General features: G+C 37.0%; 15 protein-coding genes. 11 read left to right on the top strand and 4 right to left on the bottom strand.

Translation table 11 applies throughout. The features are described 5' to 3' along the window. Positions 1 to 69: 69 nt before the first annotated feature. Positions 70 to 954 (top strand): DUF1002 domain-containing protein, encoded by an 885-nt coding sequence (locus EUBHAL_RS04020; protein ID WP_005345152.1) that lies wholly within the window; start codon positions 70 to 72, stop codon positions 952 to 954. Between the two features lie 147 nt (positions 955 to 1,101). Here EUBHAL_RS04020 and EUBHAL_RS04015 read toward each other — a convergent pair whose 3' ends face one another. Then, the gene (locus tag EUBHAL_RS04015; RefSeq protein WP_005345150.1) at positions 1,102 to 1,464 is read right to left on the bottom strand and encodes a pro-sigmaK processing inhibitor BofA family protein; all 363 of its coding nucleotides are present in this window, start codon (positions 1,462 to 1,464) and stop codon (positions 1,102 to 1,104) included. A gap of 230 nt (positions 1,465 to 1,694) precedes the next feature. Between EUBHAL_RS04015 and EUBHAL_RS04010 the strand changes: the two genes are divergently transcribed. From EUBHAL_RS04010 to EUBHAL_RS14675, 10 genes are all read left to right on the top strand, one after another. After that, positions 1,695 to 2,672, top strand: a complete 978-nt coding sequence (locus EUBHAL_RS04010) for a hypothetical protein (RefSeq protein WP_044921887.1) — start codon at positions 1,695 to 1,697, stop codon at positions 2,670 to 2,672. Beyond that, a complete protein-coding gene (locus tag EUBHAL_RS04005; RefSeq protein WP_044921884.1) occupies positions 2,593 to 3,840 on the top strand; it encodes a CpaF family protein in 1,248 nt (415 codons plus the stop codon). The genes EUBHAL_RS04010 and EUBHAL_RS04005 overlap by 80 nt, the downstream gene beginning before the upstream one ends. Next, positions 3,818 to 4,429, top strand: a complete 612-nt coding sequence (locus EUBHAL_RS04000) for a type II secretion system F family protein (RefSeq protein ID WP_135960891.1) — start codon at positions 3,818 to 3,820, stop codon at positions 4,427 to 4,429. Before EUBHAL_RS04005 ends, EUBHAL_RS04000 begins: the two co-directional genes overlap by 23 nt. A 125-nt stretch (positions 4,430 to 4,554) precedes the next feature. Next, positions 4,555 to 5,892: a hypothetical protein gene (locus EUBHAL_RS03990; RefSeq protein ID WP_005345143.1), complete on the top strand. Its 1,338-nt coding sequence runs from the start codon at positions 4,555 to 4,557 to the stop codon at positions 5,890 to 5,892. 144 nt (positions 5,893 to 6,036) lie between these two features. Further along, on the top strand, positions 6,037 to 6,264 hold the full coding sequence (locus tag EUBHAL_RS17175) for a Flp1 family type IVb pilin (RefSeq protein ID WP_005345141.1): 228 nt from the start codon (positions 6,037 to 6,039) through the stop codon (positions 6,262 to 6,264). Next, positions 6,245 to 7,867, top strand: a complete 1,623-nt coding sequence (locus EUBHAL_RS03980) for a DUF5702 domain-containing protein (RefSeq protein WP_005345139.1) — start codon at positions 6,245 to 6,247, stop codon at positions 7,865 to 7,867. The genes EUBHAL_RS17175 and EUBHAL_RS03980 overlap by 20 nt, the downstream gene beginning before the upstream one ends. 286 nt (positions 7,868 to 8,153) lie before the next feature. Continuing rightward, entirely contained in the window at positions 8,154 to 8,912 is a 759-nt protein-coding gene (locus EUBHAL_RS03975) for a hypothetical protein (RefSeq protein ID WP_135960890.1), read from the top strand. A 7-nt stretch (positions 8,913 to 8,919) separates the two neighbouring features. Then, positions 8,920 to 9,423 carry a hypothetical protein gene (locus EUBHAL_RS03970; protein ID WP_005345135.1) on the top strand — a complete coding sequence of 168 codons (504 nt, stop codon included), beginning with the start codon at positions 8,920 to 8,922 and terminating at the stop codon, positions 9,421 to 9,423. 42 nt (positions 9,424 to 9,465) lie between these two features. Further along, entirely contained in the window at positions 9,466 to 11,220 is a 1,755-nt protein-coding gene (locus EUBHAL_RS03965) for a DUF6382 domain-containing protein (protein ID WP_005345133.1), read from the top strand. Between the two features lie 63 nt (positions 11,221 to 11,283). Further along, positions 11,284 to 12,315 carry a rhomboid family intramembrane serine protease gene (locus EUBHAL_RS14675; protein WP_005345132.1) on the top strand — a complete coding sequence of 344 codons (1,032 nt, stop codon included), beginning with the start codon at positions 11,284 to 11,286 and terminating at the stop codon, positions 12,313 to 12,315. A gap of 212 nt (positions 12,316 to 12,527) precedes the next feature. Here EUBHAL_RS14675 and EUBHAL_RS03955 read toward each other — a convergent pair whose 3' ends face one another. From EUBHAL_RS03955 to EUBHAL_RS03945, 3 genes are all read right to left on the bottom strand, one after another. Next, the gene (locus EUBHAL_RS03955; protein WP_005345125.1) at positions 12,528 to 13,601 is read right to left on the bottom strand and encodes a 6-phosphofructokinase; all 1,074 of its coding nucleotides are present in this window, start codon (positions 13,599 to 13,601) and stop codon (positions 12,528 to 12,530) included. 166 nt (positions 13,602 to 13,767) lie between these two features. Then, positions 13,768 to 14,367, bottom strand: a complete 600-nt coding sequence (gene recR, locus EUBHAL_RS03950; protein ID WP_005345124.1) for a recombination mediator RecR — start codon at positions 14,365 to 14,367, stop codon at positions 13,768 to 13,770. Next, the gene (locus EUBHAL_RS03945; protein WP_022169572.1) at positions 14,367 to 14,711 is read right to left on the bottom strand and encodes a YbaB/EbfC family nucleoid-associated protein; all 345 of its coding nucleotides are present in this window, start codon (positions 14,709 to 14,711) and stop codon (positions 14,367 to 14,369) included. Before EUBHAL_RS03945 ends, recR begins: the two co-directional genes overlap by 1 nt. Positions 14,712 to 14,798 lie beyond the last annotated feature (87 nt).

Genomic DNA, 14,798 nt, shown 5'->3' with positions numbered 1-14,798 from the left:
GTTTGAAAATCGGAATGGCCGAAGCAGGAAGAGTCCGAGAGTATATATGGAGTAAAAGGAGAATTTATTATGTTTAAAAGAAAAATTATTACATTATCAGCAATAATGATAGCAGGTCTTATGACCTTTCAGGCAAATGTATCGGCAGATGCAGTAGAGGAGAAACCATATCTTTCTCTGGGGGCGGATTTAAGTACAGATCAGAAAAGTAAAGTCCTTGAACTTCTTGACGTAGATGAGAAAGCACTCGATCAGTATAATATAGTAACAGTGACGAATGCGGATGAACATAAATATCTTGATGATTATTTAGATTCTTCTGTGATTGGTACAAAGGCCTTATCCTCTGTTCTGGTTGAAAAAAGAGATAAGGGAGAAGGCATTGATGTTACAACGAAAAATATTACGTACTGTACAGCAGGTATGTATGAAAATGCGCTTACAACAGCAGGTGTGACAGATGCCACAGTAACTGTAGCAGGACCTTTTAATATTACAGGAACTGCTGCTTTAGTTGGTGCAATGAATGCGTATGAAGACATGACGGGTGAAGATATTTCCAGTGAGAGCAAAGATGCCGCAACGAATGAGCTGGTAGTTACCAGTGAGTTAGCCGATCAGCTTAATGATTCCGACAAAGCCGAACAGTTTTTAGCGTTAATTAAAGAAAAAGTTCTTTCAGATGATGTAAAATCAGAAAGTGATATCAATGATATTATTGATGAGTGCAGCAAAGACTTAGATATTACGGTAACAGATGATCAGAAAGCACAGATTGCAGAACTTATGCAAAAAATTAATAAGCTTGATTTAAATGTAAATGACTTAAAAGAACAGGCAAGTAAAATTTATGATAAATTGAGTGACATGGATATTGATACACAGGGAATCTTTGAGAAAATAAAGACGGCATTATCTTCTATTTTTGCAGCATTAAGTGGTTTATTTAATTAAGCGGAGATAGAAAATATTTGCAGCTATAAGAGGAAACTTCTATCGGCTTGTGTTATAGTGACATCCCATCACCTGTAGGATGCCGGGGCATTCTTGAATATATGCTCTGGAGTTAGAAGTCTTCTTGCTGGAAGAGGATAAGGTGAATTATAAAAAACTATAAATTTTTATAGCATATAGCAGAATTGCTCCTGGAATGCCAAGAACTGTACATACAGCGCCTGTAATCGGATTAATTCCAATTCCAGTGATGATGTCTCTTGCAGCGCAGAAAAAGTTAAAAAAGTAAATGAACGAAAGACCGGCGGCACCGCGTCCGATGATGGAAAAAAGTGCTGTGGGTCTTTTTTTTATGTATGCAATAAAATATCCTGCAAAACAGGCCGCGCAAAAAATAAGCAGAATTTTATTTTGAGATAGATTATCCTGGGATAATATATTCTGGATGGATGAATTATTAATAAATAAAGTGGAAAAATGAGTAGAAAAAGAAAAAAGAATAGGGTACATAAATTATCTCCTTAGCATGCAGCTTTGCCAGAAAGCATTTTCAAATACGTTCTGGCATATTAGTTTTTATGAGTTTATGAAAAAGTAAGAGAAAATATGAAAAATATCTTTAAATAAATAATTTGTAATTTAAGTAAAATAAAGGTAGACAAAAATTGGAAAATGTGATATATTGATTTTGGAATAACTGTTATATATTTACATTAAATAAAACAATGGAGGGATGTGATATGGATTTTTCAGATATTCGCACAATCATTATAGGAGAAGCAGGAGAGTATGGTAAGCGGCTGGTGAGGTATTTGGAGATTCACCTTTCATCGGCAGTGCGTGTATATCATTTTACAACGGCAGAAGGCATGGTTTCTTTTAAAGAAGAGGCAGAGATTTATCTTTTAGATGAAAGATTTTTTAAAGAATTATCGGAAGAGAAACAGAAATTTTTAAAACAGAAGAAGCTGATTTTACTAACCTGGCGGGAGGAACAAGGCTCTTTTTGTAAATATGATAATCCCCAGAAGTTGTTAGATATGTTGTCTGATTTTACAGATTATAATTCGGATTTATCAGACTTGGCAGCAGAGTTAAAAGATACACCGACGAAGTTAACAATCGTGTATTCCCCTGTGTATGATGAATATCTTGAGCAGATAGCACGTTCTTTTATGTCATCGGGAGATGTATATATGGGAGCGGAAGATCTGGGCTATAAAGGGATAGATTCTGAATACGAAGAAGGCGGGGATATGGGAGATTTATGCTATTACATTCATTTAAGGGAAGAGAATATTTTAGATATATTACAGGATATGCTTATTCCGAAAGAAGAAGTCCAGGTGTTACATTCTCCAGACTTATATTTTTATTTGCGGGAATTGACGAAGGAGGATTATGCATGGTTTTTTGATAAGATTAAGAAAGAGAGTCCCTATAGGGAAGTATTATGGGGAGCGGGAAATTGTTTTGTTGCCAATGTAGATATGCTACGCTTTTTTGATCAGATTATATTAATAGATTCGAGGAAGAATCCGAGGCAGAGTATTTTTTGTGACCGTTTGGAACGTGTATTGAATATTAATCAGGAAGAGCCTCAAATATGGCAGAGGATATACAGGGAGGATATTTTAGATGGAACTGCCTGGAAAGAGAGAGCTGAGAGAACAGATTTTACACCAGATGGATGGAAGAACATCATATGTCAGCGATAAAGATGTATATCGTGAGATTGATAAGGCAATCTTACGTTCAAGTCATGGCGGATATGGGACACTTTCTGAGAAAGAAGAACTAAGAAGACAGATGTTTTATTCGATAAGAGGATTTGATGTTCTTGAAAAATATTTGGGTGACAGCAGTATAAGTGAGATTATGGTAATTGGAGCCTCGCGTATTTTTGTAGAGCAGAACGGAAAGATTAGAAGAATAGAAGAACACTTTTCAGAAGAGGGCGATGTATACCGCTTGATAGAGCAGATTGTGGCACCAACAAACCGAATGGTGAACGAGGCTTGTCCTATTGTGGACAGCAGACTTCCAGACGGTTCGAGGGTACATATTGTATTGCCGCCAGTATCACTGGAAGGGCCGGTTATCACAATTCGTAAGTTTCTAAAAGGAGGCATGACGATAGAGAAGCTTTTAGCATTTGAAGAGTTTCCAGAGAAACTTACAGGTATACTGTCCGCCCTGGTAAAGAGCAGATACAATATTCTTATTAGTGGAGCGACAAACTCAGGTAAATCCTCTCTTTTGAATGCACTTGCAGAATATATAGGGAAGAGGGAAAGAGTGATTACGATAGAGGATTCAGCAGAACTCCAGCTTTTTCATGTAGAGAATCTTGTTCGACTAGAAACGAGGAATGCAAACATGGAGGGAGAGAATGAGATTACTATGCAGGACTTGATTAAGGCATCTTTGCGAATGCGGCCGGATCGAATTATCGTAGGAGAAGTGCGTGGGGCAGAAGCCATGTCGATGCTTCAGGCATTATCAACTGGGCATAGTGGGTCTGTATCTTCGATACATGCCAATTCATGTCGAGATGCGCTAAGACGTTTAGAAACGATGGTTTTAATGGGAATGGATATGCCTCTTGCAGCAATACAGGGACTGATTGCTTCTTCAGTAGACATCCTCATTCATTTAGGGAGACTTACTACAGGAAAAAGAAAGATATTAGAGATATGCGAAATTAAGGATTACAGTAGAGCAGAGTATGATATTCGTACCCTATTTCAATATAAAGCAGGACAGACAGAAAGTTTGGAAATGACAGGGAAACTTTTTCATACGGAAAAGCTTAAGAGCTATGGGCAGTATGAAAACTATTGTGAGGCGGTGAGACTGTTTTGTGAAGAGAAGAGAGAGGGTTAGTTCCTTTTTGATTGTGGAAGCAGGTCTTATTTTACTGAATATTTTATGTTATGGAGATATACGTTGGCTGCTTTTAGAACAAATATTATTATTTCCGTGTTTTAATGTTCTAAAAAGAAAGAAAAGGGAGAAAGAAAAACATTTATATGAGAAGGGATTTCAGAATCTGCTGCAATCAATGATGACTTCATTGCAGGCAGGGTATTCTTTGAATAATTCCTGCAGGATTGCACTAAAAGAATTAGAAGAGCTGTATCAAGACCAGAATAATCCAATGTTAAGGCAGATGAGAAGAATCATACAGGGATTAGATCTGCATATTGCTTTAGAACAACTCTTTATGGAGTTTGCAGAGAGTACAGGACTAGAAGAGGCAAAGCAGTTTGCGGTCGTGATAGAGATTGTGCGTAGTACCGGGGGAAATATGGTAGAGATTTTAAAAAGGACGATGCAGCATTTGAAATATAAGATGGATACGGAGGAAGAGATAAGAGTTCTTTTAAGTGGAAAGTTATTTGAAAAAACATTATGTTATCAATGCCATTCTTTATTTTACTATATTTGCGCCTGGCCAATCCTGAATATGTAGCGTGTTTTTACAACACTATTTTAGGCCATCTCGTTATGTCAGGTATGATTGGGATTACTGTTTTTTGTTTTTTCTGGTCGGAGAAAATTATGAATATTCGGTTTTAAACAGGAGGTGTATAACTTTTGAATAACATTTTTGTTTCATGGAAACAAAAGATAGAGAGCCGGATAATCAGCGATTTAAAGAGCCAGTATACGGAATCAGAAGAACAGATCAGACAAAGGAAGGAGCAGTTTTTAAAAAAGCAGAAGAAGATTATATTAATAGAAATCATAGTAGGAGCAGTTTTTTTGGCTTTTTTGATTATAAGAGCAGCCTTTTTGCAAGATGATATTTTACTGAGTCGAAATTTATTTGGTCAAGGATCAAAAGAAGTGCAGTTATCTTTAAAAAAGGATGACAAGAAAAAGGAGATAACTTATAAACTTGATGAACAGAAATTATCGGCAGAAGAAGAGTCGAAAGTGTATATACAGTTCTTTAAAAAGTTAAAAAAGATAATGATGAAAAATAATACGTCATTGAAGCAGATGCAGACCCCGCTGAACCTGCCGGATACAGTAGACGGATATCCTTTTGAGATTACATACGAACTTGCAGAAGATGGATATATTCGTCTGGACGGTTCGATAAATGAAGAAGAACAAGCAAAGCTAAAGCGAGGAGAAACATATAAAACATATATTGTGGTAACAGCACGGTACGGGGAATATCGGAAAAGTAAAAAGTATGAGATCGGGATTGTTCCGAAGAAAAATATATCTCAAACAAATGTGTTTTATAAGATACAGCAATATTTAAAGAAGGAGGAGCAGGAGAATAGATATAGTCGTGATATTAAAATACCGTCTGTCTATAAAGATATTGAAATTACAAAAAGACAGGAAAATCAAGGAGGAATATCAGGCATATTGATTTTATTTGTCACTGTATGTATTTTTATCCCGCTACATAATTATTTAAAATTGCAAGAAGAAGGGAAAAAGTGCCAGGAGCAGGCAGAGCGGGACTTCCCGGTTATTGTTCATCTTCTTACTCTATATATGGGAGCGGGACTATCCTTTTTTTCTGCGGTGAAAAGAATTAGCCAGAACTATCAAAAGCAGAGAGAATTGGATGATTCTAAAAAATATGCTTTTGAAAAAATGATGCGGATGGAACAGCAGATGAGTAATGGTGTAAGCCAGAGAGAGGCATGTCAGGACTGGGGAATGCAGTTTAGGACAGACAGTTATCAGAAGCTTTCGCTTATCTTGATTCAGAGCTTTACGAAAGGCAGCAAGGAAGCAGCAATGTTAATGGAAGCAGAAGAAAGAGAGGCGTTTCATAAGCGGATAGACAGAGCAAAAAAAGAGGGAGAGGAGGCTTCAACAAGATTACTTTTTCCAATGATTTTATTATTGTGTCAGGTAATGTTATTGGTGATGTACCCGGCACTGACTCGCTTTCAGGGATTTTGATTTTAGAAGATGTTATTAGAGTGTGTTTGAAAAATCATTCCTGTAATCTGCATAACTTGATTTATAGAAGATTTTGCAGAAAGCATTTTTCAAACATAATCTAGGATATGGGTGTACTTTGCTGAATAAAAGGAGGGAATTGATATGGCATTTATAAAAAGAAAAAAGGAGCAGATGCATCAGAACAATATAGTATATAAAAAGAATCGGTTACAATCTATTTTGTTATCACAGGATGGAATGGGGGTTGTTGAGGTTATCTTAATTATCGTAGTCCTTATTGGATTAGTGATTATTTTCCAGACGAATATTAAAGGTGTGGTGGCATCCATTTTCTCCACAATACAGAAAAATGCAGGTTCAATACGATAAATATTTTGATGAAAGAGGACAGATTACAATCTTTTTGTCGCTTCTGTTTTTGGTGTTGATGATGAGTTTCCTTTTTATTGTAGAGGGCGTAATCAGTTACAGTGCCAGTAGTCTTGGGGAAGATGCAGTAAAAGGTGCAGGAGAAAGTATTATGGCCAACTATGATAGAGAACTTTTTAAAAATTATCATTTGTTTTTTCTTGATCCGCGACAAAAAGATTACATCGTGACTGATGGAAAAGAATTTATCAATCAATATTTTTCTGGTAATTCGTTTTTTGATATATATTGCGATTCTTTAGAAGTTACAGGAGAGAAGACGGCAGTGGATGAAGATGGGTTGTATCTGAAACACGAGATCCGGGAGTGGATGAAATATCGTGAGGAAAAGGAAATAGCAAAAGTATTGGAAGATATTATAAGAAATACAAAGAAAAATGACGGAGAAAGAAAGGAATGCCAGGAAGAAGTAGATAGCGCAGAAACGGATATAAAAAAGGAACAGGATGAAGAAGTGAATCAAGAAACAAAAGAAGAAGCAAATAAAAAGGATACGGAATCAGACTTAAAAGGAGATGTAGATAAAAATACAGATAATGTGGAGGATATGAAATCAGACGAAAAAGCAGCATCAGACGAAATAGAACCTGTGAGTGAGGAAACATTAAAGGAACGTAGTAACTGGAAGGAGATTAAGGAAACATTACAGCTTTTGATGAGAACAGGTATATTATTTTATGCCGCTGAGCATCCGGAGAATCTTTCAAGACAGAGTATTCCAGGAACGAATCTTCCGTCAAAAAGAGTGAAAAGCAGTTCTTTTGATAATGAGCAAAGGTTGCTGGATAAGATGGATGAACTATCCTTTTCAAGCTTAAAGGGGATAAAGTCATTACTTTCTGTGGATATTTCTATGGATGGAAGAGGTACATTGTGGACAAAGGACAGATATATTATTTCTTATATAGAAGACTGTTTTTCTTTTTATGGAAGTAGTGATAAAAAGGACAATGCACTTCTGTATGAGGTGGAATATCTTATTAGCGGAAAGAATTCAGATATAGATAATCTAAAAAGAGTAGCAAATTATATTCTGCTATTACGCTTTATAAATAATTATATATTTACAGGAAAAGATACTCAGATGAAAATGCAGATAAATACGATGGCATCGGCTATAACTGGGGTTATGGGAATGCCGCAGACAATGAAAGCAGTACAGGTACTTATAAGAATGGCAATAAGTTACGGAGAATCCCTTCTGGAATTACACACATTATTTTCTGGTGGCGAAGTTCCGTTGATAAAAGATAAGACAACGTGGAATCTTACGTTAAAAACAATGGCAGAGCAGTTAAGAAATAAGCAGATTGTAAAAAAAGGAAAGAAAAATATATCTTATAAAGATTATTTGAAGCTGTTTCTTCTAACAAAAGGAAATTCTCGAACAGTGTGTTATCGCATGATGGATATTATGCAGGAGAATATAGCTTCTAAAGAGCCAGGATTTTTGATGGAGAATTGTCTGTTTTCTTATAGCTGGAAAGGAAGTCTTGCGGCCGGAGGTGTGAAACTAAACTTTGTGAAACAATGTAGTTATTGATATTTTTAATAAAGATAGAGAAAGAATGTCGATAGAGTGTGTTTAAAATACGCTCTGCGGGAGGAGGTGAAGCAGGGTGCTCTCTTTAAAATACCTAAGACCTGACCCCTTTCAGGAAATGTGTAATGTTCAATGTTCGGAAAAAGATTCAGGAAAAAAATTGTCTCTCCAGGCACGGGTTATAAGATGGATCTTTCATAAGAGAAAAAGAGCATCCTGCTTTGGTTCTTGTCGGGCATCTGTAACTGTGGAAGCGTCATTGGTATTTCCGATATTTTTATGTGCCGTGGCTTGCTTTATAGGATTAGCACAGATGATCTTAGTAGAGACGGAAGTACATTATGCGGTATCACAGACTGCAAAGATATGTGCAAAGCAGCAAATGTTTTCTTTAGTACCAGAGGAAGATGATCAGAAGTCAAATCAGGTGAAGGAGGATAATGGAATCCATAAAAGTGACAGAACAAATGGCAGACAAAGTATAAGAAATGCGAGCAGTGTATTTTTTGATATTTATGATGCAAAGTCTCTTTGTGACAGTTTAGTAGAGGGAGGCAGGAAAGGAATTTCAGTACAATCTGCTTTTTCATCTGAAGAAGAGGTACAGGTTAAAGCTATTTATACATTGAAATTATCAGTTCCTTTTTTTCGTCCTATTCGATTTCAGAAGGATACTGCTGTAAAAAGAAGAGTATTTTCCGGCTATGTAAAACATCGAAGAGATTATGATGCGGCTGGAGATAATAGTATTGTTTATGTTGCAGAAAATGGAGTGGTATACCATAAAAATGCATCTTGCTCGCACATTTGCCTAAAGATTACGGGGAATGCAGCAATACAGGACATAGTTCATTCCTCAAAATATGCAGCATGTGAAAAGTGTATTCATAAAGGGTCTTCTTTATCCGCAATATTTGTGACTGCATATGGTGATTGTTACCATTCGACTTTAGGATGTAGCGGATTAAAAAGAACGATAAAAGCGGTAAGATTAAAAGATGTGGGTAGACTGCGCCCATGTTCCCGCTGTGCTTCTGGGAGGTAGATTGTATATGGGAAATAAAGGAATGATGACGGTAGAAGCTTCCGTGGTTGTACCGATTATTTTAATTATCGTAGTCGCAGAATTCTTTTTTGGACTGTTTTTGATTGATATGTCAGTAGTTAAGAGTGAAACAATGCGTTTGGCGGATGAAGCGGCAGATGTATGGAAAACAGACGGGAAGTTGGCAGATGGAACATATAAATCGCAGCAGCTTCTTCTGAGGAATAAGAACTTTCTTCAGAAGAATAGAAGGGGACAGCTCATAAGCAAAACAAGGTTGAGGCTGCAAAAAAGAATTGCAACCAGATTAAATATTGCTTCGTTAGATTCCTATAAAGTTTCTATCTCAGGAGATAAAGTTCTCGTTCAGGCATCAGTACGACTTGGAAATCCTCTTTTGGGAGGGCGAAAATATACAGGGATAAAAGGATGGATTTTTAAATGTGAAGAAAAAGCCGATATAACTAATGAGGAAGAACTTCTTAGGAAATTAAGCGGGAATTCGCGGTAATCTGATAATAGGATTGTGTTGCTGTTGTGGGGAGGATAGATTGTGGAGGTTATAAAAGAGGGTACACATACATATTTGCTAAAGCAGATTGAATATAGGACACCTGCATATGATGAGTCAGTCGTGTATGCGGAAAATGAATCATGGGATTATTATTTGTCTGTGGAATATGAAGTTCTGAAAAGGAACGAGTTAAAAACGCTAGTATCGGCACAGCTTAGAGAAAAAGATGAAGAGAAAAGCCTTTTGTTTGATATTACTGGTAAACGGCCATTAAAACGGCAAGGAAAAGAACGAGCTTTTTCTCAAAAGGAATGTGAAAAAATTTTGCAGAATATGAGAAACATGATTCAGGAAATAGAAGACTATATGCTTGATCTGAATTGTATAGAGCTTCGTCCGGAATATATTTATGAAGATAGTAAGGGAGAGATTCAATGGATCTATTTTCCGCAGACTTCTTTAGAGTCAGAGATAAAATCGAATCTGCAAGATAGAGAACTCCAAAATAAAAACGAGGATTTACAAAAGAGAATGGAAGCTTTATTTGCATGGATGCTCCCACAGATTGATTATGAAGATACAGATGCAGTTCAATTTATGTATCGATTTTATAATAAAGTAAGGAAACTGGGTTTTTCAAAGGAATTATTAGAGACATATATCCAAACAAAAAGACAAAAAGAATATTATGATATAGAGGAAGTCGATAAAACAAGTGCAAAAGTGAGAGACAGCAGTAAAATAAAACAGGATAGAAGGAGTAATAATGAAAGTATTTCCTATGAGGAGTTTTTTAAGGAAGAATTAGAACTGGAAAAACAAAAAATAGAAAGTCCAAATAACAGGAAACAAAAAACAGGAGATTTTCAGATAGGAATAAAAAATGGCAGAAGAAATAGCAGACGGGAAGTTCAGAGAAATGAGAGAAATAGAGATGAAAAAAATAAAAATCAAAGTAATAGAAACCAGAAAAATAAAGACTTAAATAATAGAAGTAAAAGTCAAAGTAATGAAAATAACTATCTCATTGTGTACAATGGTTTAAAAATAATTTCTGTAATATGCACATTTCTGGCAGTAATATTGGAAGGAATCTTTGTATTCTACGGAATGAGAAGCGGTTTTACAAGACAGTTATTTCAATATTCCGTAGGCGGAATGCTATTAATTATAGTGTTTGCGTGTGGATTCATATGGAGTGCACAGACAGTACGAAAAATAAAACAAAAAAATAAAAGCAATAGTATGAATAGTATAAAAGACAACATAAACAAGCAAAATAAAGTGAGACACCGAAAAAGAGGCGAGCAGGGAAGCTCAATATCCGATAAGTTTATTCAGGAAAAAGAATTACAGAACAGACCGCAAATGATAAAAACAGAAGTTGATTGGGAAGCAGAAGGAGATTGGGAATCAGGAACAGAAGGAACAACCATTTTAAATTATGGTAACGAATCAGAAAAAGAAGATGGTAAAATATGTCATCCGATGTTACGGGATATGGAATTAGGAATTATCTATGTAATAAAAAATTGTCCTTTTTATATCGGAAGTGCAGAGGGTGTAAATCATCTTCATATACAGGATAAAACAGTAAGCAGAGAACACGCAGTTATTTTAGAAGATATTTATGAGGGAGACGGACAGGGATATATTCTTCGAGATATGGGTTCGACAAATGGTACATGGCTTAATGGGAAAAAGATAAAAAGAGGAAATCAGGAACAATTAGAAGATGGTGCAGTCATACGTTTTGCAAAAAAAGAATATGAATTTCTGATACAGGATATTTGACAATCCAGGCAGCCTCGCTATAATGGAGAACATAAGATAAAGAAAGGTAAAAGAGAAGTTTTTATGGAATTTGTAGAAGCATTACAGGAATTTTTATTCCATCAGGGGTTTCAGAAAATAAAGTATGATTCAAAGATTTTGTGGGGGAAAGATACAGGCGATAAGCTCTCATTACTTGAAGTTGTTCCGCCACTTCTTCCAGGGCAGCCGCGAATTGGATTGAAACAAAGAGAAGAAGAAATGCTCGATATAGAACGCCAGATTATGCTAAAGTATCAGAAAAAAGTGGAACACTTGCTATTAATACTTAATAAGGGAGAACCAGATTTTGAAGAAAGAAAAGAAGCGGAAAAATATCCGGATATATGGTTTTTTGATATAAAAGCAGGACAACTGTATATTTATGAATATCAAAAGTCCCAATATTGTGGACTAGAAAGTTCTTTAGAACCTTTTTCACAGAAATTTTTGCAGCAGAAAATAACTGAAGAAAGAACAGAACTTCGACGTATGCTAACGCCAGTCAATACAATACTTGTGCTTGCTAATGTAGTGGTATTTATGATCTTGAGTTTTTTGGGTAATACTACAGATGCAGAATTTATGGCGGCACATGGAGCGATAGATTGGATGGATGTTGTGGAAAAGCATCAGTACTATCGACTATTTACCTCAATGTTTCTTCATTTTGGAGCAGATCATCTTTTACAAAATATGTTGATTTTATTAGTCATTGGATGCCGCTTAGAGAGAATCACAGGAAAACTATCATATTTACTCATATATATTGGAGCAGGCCTGATTGGCGCAGGAACATCTATTATATTTACGCTCGGAAATAATCCGAATACTGTAAGTGCAGGAGCATCGGGAGCAATATTTGGTGTTATGGGAGGTCTTTTATATTGTATTATTTCTGATATAATTCAGAAAAAAAGACATCGTGTAGAGGAGATTGGTTTGACGGGAATGATTTTCATGGTTGCTTCAGCATTATCGTATGGATTCTTTTCTACAGGCATAGATAATGCAGCGCATATTGGAGGACTTGTAGGAGGGTTTCTAATCACAATGATAAGTAGATTTGTTATTTAATTCAATTAAAATCCAGCCAAAGACAGCCCAAGAAGAGAACCGATACCCTATATTTGTGACCTCGGAGCAAGGTTTAAATGTGAGCGTATAAGCGAACATTTAAACCGCCGCGACTAAAGTCACAAATATAGGGTATCGGTTCTCTTCTTGGGCGTCTGTTATATTGTAACGCACATCTTACAGAAAGTATTTTTCAAACGCGCTCTAGCTCCCTAATCTCCGAAAGAGATTCCCAAATGCTTCGCCTGAAGTACAATCTGGTCATCAGGAGAAACATATTTTAATTTTCCAGCTGTTTTTTCCAGAGGAAGAGTAGCGACATCATAACCTTTCATGATAAGCATTTTGCCGTAATCTTCTTTGGCGATAAGCTCAGCTGCAGCAACACCGAGACGGCTGGAAATTACGCGGTCAAAAGGAACCGGGCTTCCGCCTCGCTGTGTGTGTCCTGGAATTGTGACACGAACTTCTAAACCAGTGGCTTTTTCAATTTGTGAAGCGAGTTCATAACCAACTGTAGAATGTTTACGTTTAGCCAGTTTTGCCTTGTACTGTTTCTTTGTCAATTTTGCATCTTCTTTTGAGATTGCCCCTTCTGCAACAGCAAGGATTGTAAAGTGCTTGCCCTGTTCATTGCGGCGTTGAATTGCCGAAATAACGTGTTTTAAGTCATAAGGGATTTCTGGGATGAGGATGATGTCAGCGCCGCCGGCGATTCCTGCATGAAGAGTAACCCATCCTACTTTATGTCCCATTAATTCTACGATAAATACGCGGTTATGGGAAGCGGCTGTTGTGTGAATACAGTCGATTGTCTGAGTAGCAATATCTACTGCACTTTGGAAACCAAATGTCATATCTGTTCCCCAGAGGTCATTATCAATTGTTTTTGGAAGGGAGACAATATTAAGACCCTCTTCTCTTAAAAGGTTGGCAGTTTTCTGGCTTCCGTTACCTCCGAGAACAACAAGACAGTCTAAATCAAGATAGCGATAAGTTGATTTCATTGCTTCTACCTTATCAAGACCATTTTCGTCAGGTGTTCTCATTAATTTAAATGGTTGTCTGGATGTACCAAGGATGGTTCCGCCGGTTGTCAGAATGCCTGAGAAGTCTTTCGAAGTCAGTCGTTTGTAGTTGCCGTAAATTAATCCTTTATATCCGTCGATGAAGCCGTAGATTTCAACTGTTCCCTCAAGAACATTAAGACCCTTTACAACACCACGCATGGTAGCATTTAAACTTTGACAATCTCCACCGCTGGTCAGCATACCAATTCTCTTCATCGTAATCTCCCTTCTCGCAGAGCAGGATTCCATTATGATAATCCAGTTATAAAATACATAAAACGTAATGCTCCCAAATTAATATCAAGAATTTGATAATTAAATTTTACAAATGGAATCAAGTATCTGCAATTCCTATAATAATCTGTAGTTAAAATAATCTGTTTTAAAGTTCCACTCGTCCATCTAAAGCTCGTGAGAGTGTTACTTCGTCAATGTATTCTAATTCACCACCAATAGGAACACCGCTGGCGATACGAGTTACCTTTATGCCGCGCGGTTTTACTTTTTTGGTGATGTACATTGCGGTAGCTTCTCCGTCAAGGCTGGAATTTGTGGCGAGGATCAACTCTTTTACTTCCGGGTTATTCAGGCGTTCTTCTAATTCTTTAAAACGGATATCGTCCGGGCCTTTTCCAAGACTTGGAGCAAGCGTTCCCTGAAGAACATGATAAACACCATGATACTGACCTGTTTTTTCATAAGCAGCTAAGTCCTGTGTATGCTCCACGACCATGATCGTACTGTGATCTCTTTTGGTGCTGGCACATATAGGGCATACTTCTGAATCTGTCAGGGTACAGCAGTATTTGCAGTAGCGAATCTTTTCTCTTGCGGTAACAAGTGTCTGTGCAAGATGATGTACATGCTCTTCAGGCATATTTATGATGTGAAAAGCGAGACGCTGTGCTGACTTACTGCCGATACCAGGAAGACGTCTGAGTTCCTCAATAAGGTTAGTAATCTGCGTACTATAATAGTTCATTAAAATCCAAATCCTCCGCCGAGGCCGCCAGTTAACTTGGACATCTGAGCCTGGGAGTCTGCTTCCATAGCGCGGAATGCTTCGTTAGTAGCAGCCATGATAAGATCTTCTAACATTTCGATATCATCAGGATCAACTACTTCTTCAGCGATTTTGATAGCAGTAACTTCTTTTTTACCGGAAACAGTAACAGAAACAACACCGCCGCCTGCGCTTGCCTCGTAGGATTTCTCCTCTAATGCCTTTGTGGTCTCAGCCATCTGCTTCTGCATCTTCTGAGCCTGTTTCATTAAGTTATTCATGTTACCAGGCATACCACCTGGGAATCCACCTCTTTTTGCCATAATAAAATCCTCCATTTTAATAATTACGTACTCTTGGAGTCTTTCTTGCACTTGCCTTTGCGGCTGATTTTTCGCCAGTTGCGCCCA

It is taken from the genome of Anaerobutyricum hallii DSM 3353 (assembly GCF_000173975.1).
Taxonomy (GTDB): domain Bacteria; phylum Bacillota; class Clostridia; order Lachnospirales; family Lachnospiraceae; genus Anaerobutyricum; species Anaerobutyricum hallii.
Note: the sequence above shows the minus strand (reverse complement) of the source record. Positions and strands in the feature narration are given on the sequence as shown.

Excerpts from the sequence above, each read along its gene's own strand:
- EUBHAL_RS04005 (WP_044921884.1), top strand. The coding sequence starts at position 2,593 with ATGGAACTGCCTGGAAAGAGAGAGCTGAGAGAACAGATTTTACACCAG.
- EUBHAL_RS04020 (WP_005345152.1), top strand. The coding sequence starts at position 70 with ATGTTTAAAAGAAAAATTATTACATTATCAGCAATAATGATAGCAGGT.
- EUBHAL_RS03955 (WP_005345125.1), bottom strand. The coding sequence starts at position 13,601 with ATGAAGAGAATTGGTATGCTGACCAGCGGTGGAGATTGTCAAAGTTTA.
- recR (WP_005345124.1), bottom strand. The coding sequence starts at position 14,367 with ATGAACTATTATAGTACGCAGATTACTAACCTTATTGAGGAACTCAGA.
- EUBHAL_RS14675 (WP_005345132.1), top strand. The coding sequence starts at position 11,284 with ATGGAATTTGTAGAAGCATTACAGGAATTTTTATTCCATCAGGGGTTT.
- EUBHAL_RS03970 (WP_005345135.1), top strand. The coding sequence starts at position 8,920 with ATGGGAAATAAAGGAATGATGACGGTAGAAGCTTCCGTGGTTGTACCG.
- EUBHAL_RS04015 (WP_005345150.1), bottom strand. The coding sequence starts at position 1,464 with ATGTACCCTATTCTTTTTTCTTTTTCTACTCATTTTTCCACTTTATTT.
- EUBHAL_RS03945 (WP_022169572.1), bottom strand. The coding sequence starts at position 14,711 with ATGGCAAAAAGAGGTGGATTCCCAGGTGGTATGCCTGGTAACATGAAT.
- EUBHAL_RS17175 (WP_005345141.1), top strand. The coding sequence starts at position 6,037 with ATGGCATTTATAAAAAGAAAAAAGGAGCAGATGCATCAGAACAATATA.
- EUBHAL_RS04010 (WP_044921887.1), top strand. The coding sequence starts at position 1,695 with ATGGATTTTTCAGATATTCGCACAATCATTATAGGAGAAGCAGGAGAG.
- EUBHAL_RS03980 (WP_005345139.1), top strand. The coding sequence starts at position 6,245 with ATGCAGGTTCAATACGATAAATATTTTGATGAAAGAGGACAGATTACA.